This window comes from Amycolatopsis sp. NPDC003731, assembly GCF_053586895.1.
In genome coordinates, this window is record NZ_JBSFNC010000029.1 from 26,883 (window position 1) to 43,686 (window position 16,804).

The following is a 16,804-nucleotide window of genomic DNA, read 5'->3' on the forward strand; positions in this document are numbered from 1 at the left end:
CCCGCACGGGTAGGACCGTGAGTGCGCCGTCATGGGCGTCCAGGATGCGGTGGTGCGCGGCGAGCGCCGCGGCCTCGGCGTCGGCGATGGCGTCGGTGGTGATGCCCTGGGCCCAGTCCATGGTGGTCGGATCGTCGCGCAGGTAGTCGCGGAACAGCACCGGGACGGTGTTGCTGCGCGCGGCTGAGGGGAGGTGGCCGCCGAGCGTGCGGGTGCGGCGGACCTCGACGCTGGTGCGCAGCCGGTTGGCCGAGACGATCAGTGGCTCGCCGGCGTCGTCGAGCAGTTGGTGACGTCGGGCCCACGGCAGCAGGTCGATGCCGGCGGTCATGGACGCACGGAACGGGTTGTCGTGGCGGTGGCGGCGGACCTGGTGGCGGCAGGACCACAGCCAGCGGGGATCCTCGGCCAGGGCACGGCTGCGGGACATCAGCCGGTGCAGCAGCAGGTAGAGCCCGCCGGGCTGGGCCAGTTGCTGGCTGGGTTTGCCGATTTCCCAGGTCACGGTCTCCGACCAGCCGTGGCCACGACCGCGGCGCCGTTTGGTCAGCCGCAGCTCGACCGCCCGTCCTTCGACAACGCGATGGTCGGCGGGCAGCTCCTTGATCGTCTCGATGTTGCAGCCGGTGACTGCGACCATCAGCAGCAGCATCGCCGGCAAGTCCGCGCGGGTCACGAACAACGCCTGAGCCAAGGACTTGACGTTGTCCTTCTTGGACAGCTCTGCGCCGAGCGCCAGCTTGCGCAGCGTGCGTGCGCGATCGAGATCGGGGCCGGCAGGCATGCCCGGGCGGTTCAAGCCGGACAGTTCTGCCTCGCCAAGCACGAGGCGTTTCCGTACCCGCGTAAGGTCGCCGCAGGCCGCCGAGACGAGACGATGCAGCTCCCCGTCGGAGTACCCGGCGACGGCCGTGGCCTTCAGCGGGATCCGCTGCCGGAGCGCGGAGTGGGCCTCGGTCGCGATCAGGGAGGCGATCGGCTCCAGCCGCAGTAGCGCCGCCACGTTCTCGACCTCGCGAAGCCCGTAGAGCTGCTCCCGCTGCCGCGTCCGGTCCTCGATGAACCAGCGGACGTGCCCGACCCGCAGCTGCGCCGGCTGCTGCGGCGGCGCTGGCGCGTTGGCCAGCGCCTGCAGGAACAGCACCAGGGGCCGCCACGCTCCCGAGACCGCCGACGCCGAGGTGCGCAACCCACCGCCCGGACCGACCCGTTTCGCCAAGACGGCAGCGAGGTCGCGGTGCCAGCCCGGCAGTGGGCAGCCAGCGAAGTCGAAACTCCGGTGCCGGCCATCCTCGCCGGTGAACTCGACAACGACCGAACCCCGCCCGGTCTCCGATACCGCGGCCGGGGCGTCGTAGGAGCCATCGGGCAGCGCGGCGCGCATGCCGGGGTAGGTGCGCCGCCGTCCACGGGGCGTCACTGTGTCTCCGCCGCGCGGACAGGCGGGTCGGCCAGATCCCAGCCGTCGGGCACCAACGCCAGACGCGTCTCCATCTCCAGCTGCGCCAGCATGTGCAGGTAGATCTGCGTCGTCGTCACCGACCGGTGGCCGAGCAGGCGCCGGACCCAGTCCAGCGGATCCCCGAAGATCCGGGTGTAGTGCTCGCGCTGCTCCGGCCGCTGCTCGGCCAGCGCGGAGATGTGTCCGCGTTGCAGCAGCTCCAGCGTGACCACGGCGAAAGTGTGCCGCAGCATGTGCGGGTGGCAGCGCAGGTCGATCCCGACGGCCGCGCACCGCCTGTTCGCCGTCGAGAACGTCTCCTTCCAGGCCGACACCGTCAGAGGCCGCCCGCTCTCGCCCAGCCAGAACATCCCCGGCTCGAGCCCGTCAGCGGTCTCGACCAGCAGCAGCCGCCGCTCCGCCGGCTGTAGATGCTCCACCTTCACCCGCTCGCCCGCCCCGACACGCCGGGCCACCGGCACCGCCGGGTCCGTCACCACCCACGGCCGCCTCCACCGCGCGTACTGCCCGGCCGCTCGAGCTTCGGCAATGACGTCTGACCGGTCCCAGCGGGCAAGAGCCTCCACGTCCGCCAGTACCGACATCGGGACGTAGACCCACCGGGCGGAGCCACCTTTCGCGATCGCGGCGGGTAGCCAGAACCGGCGGTGCCCGGTCGTTTGCGTGCCGCGACGCGGCAGGTCGAAGACCGTCAGGGAAGCCTGTTCGGACAGGCGCAGGCCGGTGCGGACCATGAGGTCGGCGAAAGTGGCGTTGCGCGCGGCCCACCGACCCCGAAAGTCGCGCCGCGGCAGGCCGTCCGTGCCGTAGCCACGGAGCCCGGCGTCGCGCCAGGACCGGTAGGACGCCGGCGGCAGCCACTCGACCCGTTCCCGCACCGTGTCGTGCGCGTAGGTGGCCGGGCGGTGCTCATCGAGCGTGCGCCGCCCCAGCTCGCGGCCCAGCCCCGGCCGGCGGGCAACCTGCGGAACGGGACCGGTGACCACGTGCCCATGCCGAACCGCCCAGCGGTAGAAGGCATCGACCGCAGCGACCTCCCGATCCCACGTCGCACCGGCAACCATCGGGCCGGCCGGATCTCGGCGCCGCCACGCCAGATACGCCAAGTGGTCGTCCTCGACGGCGTCCCGCCACGACGTCCGACCGCGCGCCGACCACAGGAACGTCAAGAACGCCGCCAGATCTCGGGCGTAGCCGACCTGCGTCGTCTCCGCCTTCGCCCGCATGCCGGGCGAGCGAAAGAAGTCGTTCAACGTGACGTCGTACTCGAACGTCGGCGAGATCAGAAACGGCGTTCCGGGCTCCAAGCCCACCCGGCGCAACCAGGCGTCACGATCCACACCGGCAAGTTCGGCGTCGAACGGAGGCGGCGTCGACGGCCGCGCAAGGTCCTCGGTCGTCGCCTGCACCGTCCACACGTTGTTGATCATGGCCGAAGATCATCCGGTCATTGACCGCCTGTGCACAAGGGCTCGTCGCCAAGCGCTTGAGCGCCCCGTACCTGCCGGGCAAGCGCCCGGACTACTGGTGCAAGCACGCTCTGATCCAGCCACCGAGGTGATCATCTGTGGATGGCGGCCGGGGCAGAACCGGCTGTCGGGCAGCCTCGGTGGTCTTTTGCTCGGCGGGCACGACCCTGATACCGGTGACCTGATCTACATCGGCGACGTCGGCCTGTTGACCGGACTAACGGAGGACACGCCCGCCAGACCGCCCGGCTCGATGCCGGCACCAACTCTTACAACTCTCGCGGAACGAGTGCCCGCCGAAACATTAGGCGGTTAAGTGGGCCCCGGACAGGTCGCGTCCAGGGCCCACCTCCATCTTCGGTCTACTGCCTACCGTTTCTGCAGCCACCAAACGAGGGCTGTCACCGCCGCGGTACCTGCTGCAGTACCCATACCTCTCGCAATCGCCACGAGCGCCACCTGCCTGAGTCTCCGCCACCTGGCGGTTCGTCCCGTCATCGTCTTCCTCCTCGTCGTGCGTACGACGACCACTCTCGGCTGCTGGCGCTGCTAGGTAGGTCGGTAGCGGACGAAGCGGACGAACCCATGCATTATCGCTGATGAGCGCAGCGAGCGTTGGCACCGAAACGGACAGCGGACATTGCGCGACAATGTATACGTGCCAGCCGGACTGACTAGCTTCCAGATCGCGTTGCTCGCCCTGTGGGATGACGCAAGGCGGGCACGGAGCGATCGCGGGGAGCCGTTCAGCGTCCGTGAAATAGCAAAGGCACTGCGGGCCGCTAATCCCGGTCGGTACCCCACCTATCAGCGCATCAGCGCCTGGACCAGCACGGTGACCCGGAACGGTCAGCCAAGGACGCCGGTTCCGCCGCGGTCGGACAGCGTCGAAGAAGTTGTCTCCCTTATTCGTCTGCTCAGTGCGTGGGCGGGTCGGGGCTTCGACGAGCGTAAGTGGCGCGACCTGCACGAACAGTCGCCCACGTCTCGGAGACCGACCGCAACGGGGCGGGACACTGCCTTGCAGACCATGCCGAGAGATGTACGGTCGTTCACCGGCCGAGTTAGCGAGTTGGACCAGTTGGTGGCGGCCATGGACGCTGGCGACGGTCTGGTGATCCGCACGCTGGACGGTATGGCGGGCGTGGGGAAGACTGCGCTGGCCGTGCACCTCGGGCGCCGTCTCGCCGACCGGTTCCCGGACGGTCAGCTGTACGTTCCCCTGCACGCCCACACCGCCGGCCGCCAGCCAGCCGATCCGCACGACATGATCGCCCGTCTGCTGTTGCTCTTAGGCGTGACTCCGCGCCGCATCCCGGCCGATCCCGTCGATCGTGTCGCGCTGTGGCGCAGCGAACTCGCTCGTCGACGGGTGCTGCTGGTGCTTGACGACGCAGTGAACGACACACAGGTCGAGCCTCTACTGCCGGGGTCGGCGGGGAGCGCGGTGCTGGTGACCAGTCGCCGTAGGTTGCTTGCGCTGGACGGCGCGGTTCCCTTGGACGTTCCGCCGTTGCCGAAGGCGGACGCTCGCGACCTGTTGCTGCGGCTGTCCGGTCGAACCGGCTCGGGCCCAGACGAGGACGCTGCCGCCGACATGCTGGCGGCAGCGTGCGGAGGGCTCCCGCTGGCGATTGCGTTGCTGGCCGGGCGGCTCAGCCACCATCCGACGTGGAGAGTTGTCGACTTAGCCGCTGACTTCATGGCAGCACAGGACCGATTGAGCGAGCTGGCCGTGGGCCGCAGGGCGGTGAGTGCCGCATTCGAAATGTCCTACCACGCACTGTCCTCGGGATGTGCGGCGTTGTTCCGTGCTGTCGCGCTGCACCCCGGCGATGACCTGGACGCCGGTGCGGCTGGCGCGCTGCTCGACGTCCCGCGAACACTTGCGCGCAGTCGCCTGCTCGAACTGTATGAGAGCCACCTCATCGAGGAGGTCGCCCGGGGCCGCTATCGCATGCACGACCTGCTTCGCGCCTACGCAAAGAGCCTCGCCAGCCCGGACGACCAGCCGGAAGAGGCACGAGATCGGTTGTCACTGCACTACTGCTCGCTCGCGGACCGCGCCGACGAGGCACTTCGCCCTACTCCGGCGGACAGTACGTCGACGCCGATGGCGTTCGAGGAGGCGATAGGGTGGTTCCGCGCCGAACGCACGAACCTCCTCGCCTGTGCATTCGCCGACGCCGAGCGGGGCGCAAGAACCACCTTTCGCCTGGCCTCTTCGCTGGCCTACTACTTGCGTCACGACGGCGTGTGGCTGGAGGGCAGGCGTCTGCAACAGGTCGCTGCCGTTCTGGCCGAACGTTCCGGTGCCGTCATGGAGGAGGCGAGGGCACAGGCCGACCTCGGGACATTCGCGGTCACGATGACCGACCTCGACGAGGCAAAGTTGGCCTTCAAGCGCGCCAGAGTGCTCGCGACCAAGCTGAGCGACGATGTCCTGCTCGGTTACGTGTTCCTGGGCATGTGCAGCGTGGCCCGGCTGACCGGCGACCACCGGAAGGCGCGCGACCTCGCGCGTCGGGCACTCGCAAGCCACGAAATGGCGACAAATCTGCCAGGCGTAGTCAACAGCGAGATGGAGCTCGGCATTCTCGCACGACTCGTCGGCGACTATTCAGCGGCGAGCGCGCACCTGACCCGCTTGGTCGACCTCGCCACGAATAAGTTGCATGCGCCGCTACACGCCGCACTCGGTGCGCTTCACCTCGGCGAACTCCGCTTCACCGAGGATCGACATGAGGAGGCCGACCGACTACTGACAGCCGCCCTTGCTGGCTTCCGCAAAGTCGGCAACCGCACGGGAGAAGCACAAGCATTGCGTGACCTGGGCACCGTCCGAGCCCTGGCTGACGACCACGAGAACGCGGTACCGCTGCTCGAACAAGCGCTGATGATGTACGAAGAACTCGCCGAACGGCTTGGGGAGGGCAACACCCGTCAGCAGTTGGCGGCCGCACTGATCGGCCTCGGCCGGTACACTGAGGCCGAAAGGCAGCTCGTCGTCGCACAGCGCCTATTCCGCACGATCGGCCACCGGCTCGGGGAGGCGACAGCGATGCGGAACCTCGGCGAGGCTCGTCTGCTAGCGGGCGACAGCGATGCGGCGGCGGCGATCCTCAGCGACGCATTGACCATTTACCGCTCGTCCGCCCAGCCCCTGGGTGTGGCGAACACGCTGCGCAATCTCGCCGAGGTCCGGATTACGACTGGCGAACTTGACCGCGGTCTCGCCGAAGCCGAGGAGGCGCTCACCCTCTACCTCAAACTGGGTGCGCCTAAAGCGATCGCTGAAACGCAGGATCTTCGCGACAAAATTACCGCACGCATCGGCGCCGACAAGTGACCGCGAATTCGCAAATTGCTAGCTAGTTCTGTGTCCGCACTGTTGTTTCGGCAAACACTGTCGGCAGTTGTAATCGTCAATTCAATCGACGAGCAAGTAACGGGCCTATCCTTCCGATGTTGGAGCCGACCCACCGTAGTCCGGTGAAGGCACCGGCTTCAGCGAAGCCCAACGCGCCCAACTGCTGGTCCAGCTTGAGCAGCTCGATCAGCGCAACCACCCCTTCGAAACCACACCTCCTCGCGAGGACACCGCCCGCGCGCACTGGGTGAAACCCGAATTGGTCGGCGAGGTCGTCTACCGCCAGTTCACCCGCGGCGCCGGCCGGCTACGCCACACCGCCTGGCGTGGCCTGCGCGACGACCGGACTCCCGGTGAGGTGCGCGCCCCGCGCGCCCGCGAGCGCGTCGCCGCCGAGACCACACCGGCACCCACTCGCCGGATGACCGCCGCGCGGAACCCCTCGCCCACCGCCTCGGCAGCGAAAGCAGCCACGCCGACGCCGCCGATCGCCTCCTCCGCGGCCTCTTGCCCCAACTCCTCGCGCATCTCCTCGAAGCGGCTTGACCACTCCTCGACGAGGCGCTTCTCGTACTTGCCCAGCTCACCCGGCCGGAGCAGGTTGTCGTTGACCCACCTCGACCGCTGGGTGAACGCCCGCAGATAGTCGCTGACCGCCTGCTGGATCCTGCTGTCGCCGACATTCACGAGGCGCAGTTGCCGGACGTAGACCTGTTCTCCGCCGGCGGGGTCCGCGCCGCCTGTCTCAGGCAGGTCGTCGTCGATGGGCAGGCTGTCCGGGCCGAAGCCTTTGCGGCGGTCGCTGAACACCACGTCGAACTCCAAGCCGGTCACCGGTCCCGACGCAGGGTCGCGCAACTGGGCGACGACCCTGCGGAAGAACCACCCGTCCAGGCGCTCCAGAAAGACCTTCGCGTGTTCGTGGCCCACGGCGAGGCCCAGCAGGCGCTGGAGGCGCTCGGTTGTCTCGTCGATGTCAGGCGCCGCGTCGAGCACGCGAATCCGCTCGAGCAGGGATCGACGCTGGTCTGCCGTGAGCCTGTCCCAGGCCTCGTACGCGGACTTGTTGGTCTCGTTCCTGGAGGTGCGACGGGCTTCATCTAGCAGCCCGAGCGCCTTCGCTTCGTCCCGGGGGCTGCCAGGGCCCGGAGGCCGGAGGTGGTAAGCAGCGCCCTCCGCGGCGGCCTCGGCGGTCGTGAGCAGGAAAAAGGTGGGGCGATCCTGGCTGGCTGCAGACTCGGCCCAACCGGTGGCCCAGATCCGCAGGCTCTTCCACAGGTCAGTGGCCTTGTCAGTCATCTTGGTCCCCGGGGCGCGGTGTTTGAGCTGGTAGAGGCCCGGTCCCGCGTCCTCGTGGACCTCGATGTCGTCGCCCGCTTCGATGGCTACGGACCAGTCGGGACCGGCTCCTGTCTGTTCGACGCAGAAGTAGAGTGCCTTGCGGAGCTGATAGAGGTAGCCGACCGCCGAAGCCGATGCCTCGAACAAGTCGATCTGCTCACCCATCTGGAACCTCCCCGCCGCGTCGCCCGCCGATCACATGATCCGGCCGTCCCGCCGTTAACCGTGGCGAGGCACTCGCGTGTTACACGGCGTTATAGCAGCGATGCACGTGAGGATGGTGCGGACAGGCGTCCAGGACGTCCCCGCCCCGGTTTGTGGCATGCAGGCTCACGGTTGACGAGGCAATCGGAGATCGTTGCCGCTGGCTGCTTGATCGCCGCGACGGCGCGTTCGGCGTCGATGTCGCGGCGCTGGTTCTCGGCCCTGACGCCTGGCCACCACCACCTACCCCGCAGGGGCCGTGCCTGACGACCCCGGCGACCAAGCCGCCCGCCCTCGCGCCCAAGCCCACCAGCACGGCCGTCACCACAGCCCTGGCGACCACGTCCCACCTTGCCTTCAGCACATGAACATCGTGTGCCACCCGCGCACACATCGATCAAACACCGAACAGCTGAGCCGAACGTCCTCTTCTGCCTCTGAGCGTGTCTCCAGCCCGCTAGAGCGATACATGCCGGGTAAAGACTGACGGTGGCGACGTCAAGTGCTACGGCGGCTGGCCTACCTGCGCTGGGCGGCGGACCAGTTCCCCCGTCCCGAGTTCGGCGACGAACCGGACCGCGTCGAGATGGCGCTCTTCACCGGCTCCTGGACGCTCTGGCTTCTCGCCCACAGCTTCAAGGTCGCGACGACTGCCGCTACGTTCGCACGTGCCGATGGGCGGACGGTTCTCCCAGCCTCTTGGATGTCTATGCAACCCCGACGTGATCTCGTCCCGCTGCCGACTCTGCAGGTCGGTCTGGCCGTGTCTGAACCGAGCCCGATTCGGTGTAGCAAATCGGTCGCCGCTCGCGACCTGTTAGGGCAGGACACGGATGTCGTCGTCAGGTAGGGGTCGATTTGGCTGGCCGAAGTGGTCGCGCGGTGTGGCTGGTTGCCGGCGGAATCGTGACGTGGGCGGTGACCCACTTCGGATTGTTGAACTGGCTCGGAGACGCGCACCACCCCTGGCGCCCCATCGTGGAGGGGGTGAGCTGGGTCGGCGGCATCGGTGCGTTGGCCGTCGCTGTATGGGCGCTGCCAGTCTCGCCGCTGCGGGCGCGAAGCGAGTCCGACTCTGCACAGCGCGGTTACCGGACTCGGTTCAAGGGAGCGAAGATGTCAAAGGACGGCCCTTTCCTTCTGGTCAACAGAGCGTGCGGGTTCGCCCTCGACACCCCCATCGGTACTGAGCCCGGAGGTGACGTAACCGTGTGGTCACCGCATGGCCAACCGCATCAACTCTGGCGGCTGGAGGCCATCGGCGAAAAGAGCGAGGTGCTGATCGTGTCCGTGGCCAACGGGCTCGTCCTCGACGCCACCTTCGAAGTTTCCGGCGACATTCATCCGGTGATGTCGGAAACCACCGAAGAACCACGGCAGCGTTGGCGTTTCGAAGATAGCCCGGACGGCAACGGTTACCTGATCCAATCCGTGCACAGCTGCCGCTACCTCACCATCGGCCATGACGCCGCACGAGGGTGGAGTCCGTGGTTCGAGGACCGCCATTCGCGCAGCTCACAGCAATGGATGCTGTTGCACCCCCAAGGCCGCATGGCGGAAGCTCGTTGAGCCCTCGCCTGCCCCGGGACCGTCAACGTCCGACGCCGCGGCGACGGGTCGCATCGGTCGCCGGATGACGACTGAGGCACACACGAGCCGGTAGCCGCCACGGCCGCGGCCGCTCATGCCGCTGACCGGACGTTCGCCGACACGGCCAGCCCCAGGAGACTGTGAGAAGACTTTGCCGATCACGTCGACATCGCGTTCTGGATGACGCTGCCAGAACGGCGTCATCAACGCCGATGACTACACTAAGTTTGTTGACTGCTACGGTAAGATACCGTGCTCTGCACGTACCAGCTTCACTAAGGCGCGCGACCTCCCTGCACCTACTCCCAGCACCTTCCGGAGACTTTCCGCGGAGACCGGACGTTGATACAACTCACGATGCCGCCGATCCTCTTGCCGCGCCCGATCCAGCAACTCAGCGTCTACGTTCGCACCTTCTGCCCGCTCCGGCCAAGCGCCGCCTGAGTCGGCGGCCTCGGCGACGCCAGCCGGACGTCCAGCGACTGATACGACGGCCAACGCCTGCAGCAGGACCGGCCCCACCTCCGACCAACCGATCAACAACAGCGGACCCACCGCATCGAACAACGCCTTCCCCACCTCACCAGCAATCAGGGGTTCCGCGACGTTCAACGCCAACGTCACCACGCTCGAGGCCAGCAACAGCCGCCGAGCCGGCCGGATCACTTCGACAGGAGCGCCTCGCATCGACAGGGACCGAATGGCGACCAGCAGCCCAACCACCGACAGATCCACCGCAGGCGCCACCAACGGCGCAACCCAAACCGGCACCCCCAGCCGAAGAGCCAACGAGAACACATTCCCGAAACCGAACAAGAAGGTCAGCGCCACGATGATCCCCCCGATCAGGGTCACTGCCGAAAGCACGGGATCACGTCCCTCGCCCGGGCTCAACACGGCAACCACCCTGCCCCGCCGTCCACACCACGAACCACGAACGACCTGCACGAACAGCCCGGCAGAATCCGGCACGGACGTGCCCGAGAAGTGCCCGAGAGGTCTCGTACACGTCGACAGAACGCGGTATAGTCCGACACAAGTGATGTCCGGTGACCAGCCGAAAAGGTCCTGTCCGACATCACTCGACACCACCCGACACCCCAAAACGCGTTCTCTTAATCAGCGGGTTGAGATTCCGGCGGTATCCAAAGATCGTCGCTCGAGCCGAGTGTCCGAGGCGTGTCCGTCTCACCCTCTGCTCGAACGATCCTGAGAAGCGGCGCACTCGAGCAGCTGTCGACACGCGCAGCCAATAAAGGGCTGAACTGAACCGTCCCCCTGCGCAACCAGTAACTCGAGTTGTCGCGTTGAGCTGAGGCTCTGGCGCCGAGTTGGCAGTCAGGCCCATCGCGGGGCATTCTGGCACTAGTGATCCGCTTGGATGACCGACGCCCTCCCACGTCAACGCACGTGGAGGCAACGTGTCAACACTGTCGAGCGCCCGCGAAGAAGCGGCAACAACCAGCACTCGCGCTCACAGGACTCCGGCCGATCTCCCGTCCGACACTCGTGTCGTACAGCCCGCCGACCGCATCGTCGAGACGCTCGCGATCCCACCACTACCCAGGGCGGGCTCCATGGTTACGGCCCTTCCTGTCCCGCCGCTAGAGCCGCTGGTAGATGACTCGACGGCGGGTTTTGCCCTCGTGCGGGTGGACGGCTCAGGCGCCGTTGCGTCGAAGGCAGCCATCACGCTGCTCGGCTGGTCTGCGGGCATCCCGATTCGCTACGACGTACGTTCGGGATTGGTCGTTGTCACCGCGGACCCGACCGCTGGACGGCGGGTGCCGGCGAAGCTGAATCTCGTGTTGCCCACGAGAATCCGTTCTCGTTGCCGTGTCCGCGCCGGCGACCAGGTCTTCCTCGCTGCGCTGCTCGAGCACAAGTTGCTGGTCATTTACCCGCAGCGTCGTCTCTACGACATGGTTCTCGCCTACCACGCCACCCTTCGGGCCGAGCCCGGTTCGCTTCCCTGATCACCGGGAGCCATATCGCCGCTCCTGCGGGATGTCCGCGCGACACGACGGCGGCGCGAACACCCCGCAGGCGGCTCAGGCGGGTGCGAGCGGATGTGGCTCACCGGTCAGGGCGGACAGCGCGTTGGCCACTTCGGTGATGTCGGCTTTGACGTAGGTGGTGGTGGTCAGGTCGCTACCGCTGTCGGCGTGTCCGGCGTAGGCACGTGCGACGCCGATGCCGAAGCGACGTTCGACCCAGGTCAGGGTGGTGTGGCGGAGCCAGTGGGCGGTGACGCCCATGGCCTTGGCCCAGTCGAGCTCGTTCTGGACGCGGTTGAAGATGTAGTCGTAGCGGCGTTTGGTGATCGGCTTGCCGTCGGCGTAGCGCAGCAGCTGTCCATTTCGGTCGCCGTCACCGCGTTCCTCGGCGTGTGCCAGGAGGTGGCGTATCAGTGTCGGCGAGACGGGCTGCCACCGTTCGGTTTCGCCCTTCTCGCGCAGCAGGATCAGGCACTGTTTGTCGTCGAGGTCGCGGGGCCGTAGGGCCAGTGCGCCGCCGCGGCGGCAGGCGGTCTCGACGTGCAGGCGGCAGATCAGCGCGTCGAGTTCTGGGTCGTTGCCGGTGCTGGCCGCGACGTCGGAGAGCTCGATGAGCCGGTCGTTGGCCAGGCCGCGCCGGGTGGAGGGGTTGCGGCGCGGTTTGGTGACGCGGAGGGCCGGGTTGTGGCGGTCATCGATGCGCTGGTCGTTGACTAGGTGCTTGTAGAGGCAGCGGACGGCGGCGATGAAGTTCTCGGCTGCGTTACGTCCGCCGCGGGAGTTGCGCCGGATCCGGGCGGTGCGGCGGACGATCTCGGCCTGGGTCTTGATCTCGCTGGCGGTGATGGTGTCCATCCGGCGGCCATCCCAGGCGGCTTCGGCTTTCTTCCAGTAGGAGCCGTAGGAGGCGGCGGTGCTGGGCGAGACGAGCCCGGCGACGACCGGAATCCACTCATTGATCGTCGGGACGGGCTTGCGGTCCCCGTTCGCGGCCGGTTCGGTGAGCAGGTCGGCGGGGTTGACGCCCAGGCGCGAAAGCAGCAGGCGGGCGGCTTCGAGGTCGGCGGAGTTCGTGGTGGTGGTGTCGGTCATTGGTCCGCCTTCCCAGCGGCAAGGGTGGTGTGGAAGTCGCGCAGCATCGCGTGCACGACGTGCTCGGGGTGCACGACGAGGACGTCCTGGGCGAGGTCGGCCACGAGCAGGACGCGGCTGCCGGCGAGGACGCGGCAGCTGTGCCGGACTGGTGCGGGCAGGACGACGTACGGCTTGGTGGTCATCTGAAAGACGCCGTCGCTGCGGCGGCAGATTACGGCGGACGAGCTGACCTGCGTGATCAGCAGACGGTCACCAGGTTTCCAGTCCAGGGCGGTGACGATGCCGCGGTCCTGGATCCGGCCGGAGGCGTCCAGCAGCGCGGTGGAGAATCGCCGCTGCCCGTCGGTGGCCAGGTCCGGCAGCGCCGGTATCGGCAGCGGGACGAGGGTGCCGGTTCGTACAGGAGCGGGTTCGGGGCCGCCGGTGCGAGGCGGGAGCGCAAGCGGCGCGATGTCGGTCATGACGCACCTCCCCGACAACGGTCGCGCGGGGAGGGCACAGTCAAGATCAGCGTAGCTGAGGTTGACCGAGGCCGAACGCCGGAAAGACCCGCCGTGGCGGGCCTGCTACTCTGCGATGCGGGAGATATCCCGTGTTTTTGTGTCCGAGGGGGGACTTGAACCCCCACGCCCGTTAAGGGCACTAGCACCTCAAGCTAGCGCGTCTGCCATTCCGCCACTCGGACCTGCTGAAGAAAGAGTATACGGCCACTCCGCCCCCTCGTTCAGGGGGGTGTCGATCCACCTCTCGCCCTCGTCTGGCATGATCGACGGTTTTCGACGGGCTGCATCGATCCAGTCGCCCTGGAGCTGCGCAGGTGGGCAGGTCGCGAGCTGCGAACACATGGTTTACAAGACCGCTACGGCTTCCTAGGATTCGCCGGGCAAGACAGCGCGTTCGAGCGCCCTCGCCGAGTGGAGGTTGCGGTATGGCGCGCGCCGGCCGGTCTGATGATGAGTTTTCCGTTGATGAGCTCCTTCGGGAGACTGGGGCCATGCCTCGGTCTCTCGGGGCCTATGTCCCCATCACGCGGGTTCGGGAAGCCGATACCGGGGATGGGTACCGGGAACGGCTCGAGGAACGGGCTCGGGAGGCCGCCGCCGCTCAGCAGCGTGCGGGGCGGCGGATTCGGTGGGTCTCCGCCGTCTGCGGGGGCGTTGTCGTCATCGGGAGCCTGGTCATCATCGCCGTCACCTCGGAGAGCTCGCCCGGGCGGCAGGCCGCCATGGCTCCCGACCCGCTCGCTCCCGCCACCACTCCGCGCACCACCGCCACCGCCGAGGCGCCAAGACCCTCGCCGGTGCCCACCGTGATCCGGCAGACCTCCGCGTCTCCCACCACCACGGCGCCGAAGACCACCGCCTCCAGCCCGTCCCAGGCTGCTCCTCCTCCCCCTCCCGCTCCGGTTGCCTCGTGCTCCGTGCGGTACGACATCACCGACCAGTGGCCCAACGGCTTCACCGCCAACGTCTACGTCACTAACACCGGCAACCAGACGCTGAACCCATGGACCTCCACCTGGAACTTCACCGCCGGTCAGCAGGTCACGCACAGCTGGAACGGCGACTACTCGCAGAGCGGCTCGCGCGTCACCATGAAAGCGGTTTCCTACAACCTGACGCTGGCCCCGGGCGCGACCGTCAACATCGGCTTCAACGGCTCCTTCGGCCGCGACAACCCCAAAGCCGTCGGCTTCACCCTCAACGGCGCCCGCTGCCAGACGACCTAGCCGAGCACCTCGCGCATGAACCCCACCAGCCAGTGCTGGGCCGGGCTGCGGGCGTGCGTGTGCCGCGTGTATACCGACACCTGAGCCGGCTCGACTTCGAGCGGCAGCTCGAACAGCCGGACGCGGTGCTCGGCCGCGAACACCTCCGCCACCAGCCGCGGGACCATCGCCACCAGCTCGCCGTGCTGGACCAGGTACGGCAGGGCCGCGAACCGGGTCACCTCGAGCACCACGCGGTCCAGCAGGCCGGACGCCTCCAGCGCGCGGCGCGGGCCGTTGTGGCCCGTCGGGCCGAACACCGTCACGTGGCGCTCCGCCGCGAGCTGGTCGAACGAAACCGTCTCCGACAGCCGCGGGTGGTCCGCAGCCACCATGCCCAGGTAACCCTCGGAAAACAGCGGGATCCGGGCGACGCGCTGGGAACTGATCAGCGGGGACGCGATGAACGCGTCGATCTCGCCGCGGCCGAGCTGGTCGGCCGCGCGGTCGACGTCCAGCGGCCGGACCGTCAGCGTCACGCCGGGCGCGCGTGACGGCAGCGCCGCCATCAGGCGCGGCAGCAGCGAGATCTCCCCCAGGTCCGACAGGCACAGCGTGAACGCCGCCCGGGCCGTCGACGGCGAGAACGACTTCGCGCCGCTGACCGCCGTCTCGATCTCCGACAGCGCGCTGTGCAGGGGCTCGTAGAGGGCGCGGGCGGTCGTCGTGGGCACCAGGCCGCCGCCGGTGCGGCGGAACAGCTCGTCGGAGAACCGGCGCCGCAGCTTCTGCAGGCTGTAGCTGATCGTCGGCTGCGTGACGTGCAGCGATTCGGCCGTGGCCGTCACGCTGCGGGTCTCGTACAGCAGCACGAACGTGCGCACCAGGTTCAGGTCGAAGTCCGGCATATCGATCCCATCGATGAAGCAACGCGCCAACATCTATTGGAACACGGCCGCGGCGCTCCATAGGGTCGGTCCGACTTCAAGGAGGCACCGATGCCCACCGCCCGCCGGCTCGCCCACGAGTTCCTGGACCGCCGAGGCCTGACGACCATCTTCGGCAACCCCGGGTCCAACGAGCTGCCGTTCCTCGCCGAGCTGCCGGAGCACTTCCGCTACGTCCTCGGCCTGCACGAAGGCGCCGTCGTCGGGATGGCCGACGGCTATGCCCAGGCGACCGGCCGCCCGGTGCTGGTCAACCTGCACGCCGCCGCCGGCTCCGGCAACGCGATGGGCGCGCTCACCAACGCCGTCTACTCGCGTTCTCCCCTGGTGCTCACCGCCGGCCAGCAGGTCCGGACGGCGATCGGGCTGGAGGCGATGCTCGCCAACGTCGAGGCGACGCAGCTGATGCGGCCGCTGGTCGCCTGGTCGGGCGAGCCGAGCTGCGCCGCCGACGTGCCGCGTTCGCTCGCCCAGGCGGTGTTCGAGGCCGAACTGCATCGGCGGCCGAGCTACCTCTCGGTGCCCTACGACGACTGGGCTGTCGAACTGACCGAGACCGCGACGCTCGACCGGCAGGTCCACAAAGGTCTGACACCCAGCGAAGCCCAATTGGACGACCTCGTCAGGAGCGTTGCCGCGGCGAAGAACCCGGCGCTGGTGCTGGGCGGCGACATCGACACCACCGGGCTCTTCGACCGGGCCGTCGCGCTGGCCGAGCACCTCGGCCTGCCGACCTGGGTGGCGCCGTCGCCGCACCGGCTGCCGTTCCCCCACCGGCACCGGCTCTTCCGCGGCGTGCTGCCCGCCGGCATCGCGCCGGTGTCGGCCGCGCTGACCGGGCACGATCTCGTGCTGGTGCTCGGCGCGCCGGTGTTCCGCTACCACCAGCACGTTCCCGGCGCGTACCTGCCCGAGGGCACCCGGCTGGTCCAGGTCACCGACGACTTCGGCGCCGCGGCCCGCGCGCCGATGGGCGAGGCGCTGGTCGCCGACCCCGCGCCGGTGATCGAAGCACTGCTGGCGAAGATCCCCGCCAGAGAGACCCAACTCGGCTATGTCGAGAACCCGGAGCCCAAGGCCGGCGGGAAGGCGCTGCACCCGGAGCAGGTGTTCGCCGCCCTGCGCGCCACGCAGGCCGACGACACGCGCTACGTCGTCGAGTCGACGTCGACGAACTCGGCCTGGTGGCGGCAGATGGACCTGCGGCGCGAAGGTTCCTACTTCTTCCCCGCCGCCGGTGGGCTCGGCTTCGGCCTGCCCGCCGCGGTCGGCGTCGCGATGGGCAGCCCGGACCGTCCCGTCGTCGGCGTCATCGGCGACGGCTCGGCCAACTACGGCATCACGGCCTTGTGGTCCGCCGCGCACTACCGCGTGCCGGTCACCTTCGTGATCCTGCGCAACGGCGTCTACGGCGCCCTGCGGTGGTTCGGCGAGCTGCTCGGGACGCCGGACGTGCCCGGCACGGAGATCCCCGGGCTCGACTTCACGGCCATCGCCGCCGGCTACGGCGTCGAAGCCACCACCGCCCGCGACGAAGACGACTTGCGTGCCCAGCTCAAGACGACCCCGGACGGCCCGCGGCTGATCCAGGTCGACACCGAACCGACCACCCCGGAGTGAT

Annotated in this window: 13 protein-coding genes, 1 tRNA gene and 1 pseudogene; 6 read left to right on the forward strand and 9 right to left on the reverse strand. The window is 68.3% G+C overall.

Going from position 1 to position 16,804, the window contains the following annotated elements; all coding sequences use genetic code 11:
- Positions 1-1,416: 1,416 nt before the first annotated feature.
- Entirely contained in the window at positions 1,417-2,892 is a 1,476-nt protein-coding gene (locus tag ACWDN5_RS15065) for a tyrosine-type recombinase/integrase (RefSeq protein WP_449676700.1), read from the reverse strand.
- Positions 2,893-3,961: 1,069 nt separating this feature from the next.
- Here ACWDN5_RS15065 and ACWDN5_RS15070 point away from each other — a divergent pair.
- Positions 3,962-6,280 (forward strand): ATP-binding protein, encoded by a 2,319-nt coding sequence (locus ACWDN5_RS15070; protein WP_449676736.1) that lies wholly within the window; start codon positions 3,962-3,964, stop codon positions 6,278-6,280.
- A 76-nt stretch (positions 6,281-6,356) separates the two neighbouring features.
- Here the strand turns inward: ACWDN5_RS15070 and ACWDN5_RS15075 are convergent, their stop codons facing one another.
- Positions 6,357-6,500 carry a hypothetical protein gene (locus tag ACWDN5_RS15075; RefSeq protein ID WP_449676701.1) on the reverse strand — a complete coding sequence of 48 codons (144 nt, stop codon included), beginning with the start codon at positions 6,498-6,500 and terminating at the stop codon, positions 6,357-6,359.
- On the opposite strand from ACWDN5_RS15075, the pseudogene ACWDN5_RS15080 reads away from it, so the two are divergent.
- A pseudogene (locus ACWDN5_RS15080) lies at positions 6,465-6,587 on the forward strand (ATP dependent DNA ligase); the annotation flags it as partial. The gene ACWDN5_RS15075 and the pseudogene ACWDN5_RS15080 overlap by 36 nt on opposite strands.
- On the opposite strand, the gene ACWDN5_RS15085 reads toward ACWDN5_RS15080, so the two are convergent.
- Positions 6,578-7,807: an ABC-three component system protein gene (locus ACWDN5_RS15085; RefSeq protein ID WP_449676702.1), complete on the reverse strand. Its 1,230-nt coding sequence runs from the start codon at positions 7,805-7,807 to the stop codon at positions 6,578-6,580. The pseudogene ACWDN5_RS15080 and the gene ACWDN5_RS15085 sit on opposite strands and share 10 nt — an antisense overlap.
- A 921-nt stretch (positions 7,808-8,728) precedes the next feature.
- Here ACWDN5_RS15085 and ACWDN5_RS15090 point away from each other — a divergent pair.
- On the forward strand, positions 8,729-9,415 hold the full coding sequence (locus ACWDN5_RS15090; RefSeq protein WP_449676703.1) for an RICIN domain-containing protein: 687 nt from the start codon (positions 8,729-8,731) through the stop codon (positions 9,413-9,415).
- 258 nt (positions 9,416-9,673) lie between these two features.
- Here ACWDN5_RS15090 and ACWDN5_RS15095 read toward each other — a convergent pair whose 3' ends face one another.
- Entirely contained in the window at positions 9,674-10,285 is a 612-nt protein-coding gene (locus ACWDN5_RS15095; protein ID WP_449676737.1) for a hypothetical protein, read from the reverse strand.
- A gap of 572 nt (positions 10,286-10,857) precedes the next feature.
- On the opposite strand from ACWDN5_RS15095, the gene ACWDN5_RS15100 reads away from it, so the two are divergent.
- Positions 10,858-11,412: a hypothetical protein gene (locus ACWDN5_RS15100; protein ID WP_449676704.1), complete on the forward strand. Its 555-nt coding sequence runs from the start codon at positions 10,858-10,860 to the stop codon at positions 11,410-11,412.
- 75 nt (positions 11,413-11,487) lie between these two features.
- Here the strand turns inward: ACWDN5_RS15100 and ACWDN5_RS15105 are convergent, their stop codons facing one another.
- From ACWDN5_RS15105 to ACWDN5_RS15120, 4 genes are all read right to left on the reverse strand, one after another.
- The gene (locus ACWDN5_RS15105) at positions 11,488-12,525 is read right to left on the reverse strand and encodes a tyrosine-type recombinase/integrase (RefSeq protein WP_449676705.1); all 1,038 of its coding nucleotides are present in this window, start codon (positions 12,523-12,525) and stop codon (positions 11,488-11,490) included.
- Complete coding sequence (locus ACWDN5_RS15110; RefSeq protein WP_449676706.1) at positions 12,522-12,989, reverse strand: hypothetical protein; 468 nt, start codon at positions 12,987-12,989, stop codon at positions 12,522-12,524. Before ACWDN5_RS15110 ends, ACWDN5_RS15105 begins: the two co-directional genes overlap by 4 nt.
- Positions 12,990-13,129: 140 nt before the next feature.
- Positions 13,130-13,213: transfer RNA gene (locus tag ACWDN5_RS15115), tRNA-Leu, on the reverse strand.
- A 419-nt stretch (positions 13,214-13,632) separates the two neighbouring features.
- Positions 13,633-13,962 carry a hypothetical protein gene (locus tag ACWDN5_RS15120; protein ID WP_449676707.1) on the reverse strand — a complete coding sequence of 110 codons (330 nt, stop codon included), beginning with the start codon at positions 13,960-13,962 and terminating at the stop codon, positions 13,633-13,635.
- Here ACWDN5_RS15120 and ACWDN5_RS15125 point away from each other — a divergent pair.
- Positions 13,949-14,257 (forward strand): cellulose binding domain-containing protein, encoded by a 309-nt coding sequence (locus ACWDN5_RS15125; RefSeq protein ID WP_449676708.1) that lies wholly within the window; start codon positions 13,949-13,951, stop codon positions 14,255-14,257. The genes ACWDN5_RS15120 and ACWDN5_RS15125 overlap by 14 nt on opposite strands.
- On the opposite strand, the gene ACWDN5_RS15130 is transcribed toward ACWDN5_RS15125, so the two are convergent.
- Entirely contained in the window at positions 14,254-15,144 is an 891-nt protein-coding gene (locus ACWDN5_RS15130; RefSeq protein ID WP_449676709.1) for a LysR family transcriptional regulator, read from the reverse strand. The genes ACWDN5_RS15125 and ACWDN5_RS15130 overlap by 4 nt on opposite strands.
- A 90-nt stretch (positions 15,145-15,234) precedes the next feature.
- Between ACWDN5_RS15130 and mdlC the strand changes: the two genes are divergently transcribed.
- Positions 15,235-16,803 carry a benzoylformate decarboxylase gene (mdlC, locus tag ACWDN5_RS15135; protein ID WP_449676710.1) on the forward strand — a complete coding sequence of 523 codons (1,569 nt, stop codon included), beginning with the start codon at positions 15,235-15,237 and terminating at the stop codon, positions 16,801-16,803.
- The last annotated feature ends 1 nt before the right edge of the window (position 16,804 follow it).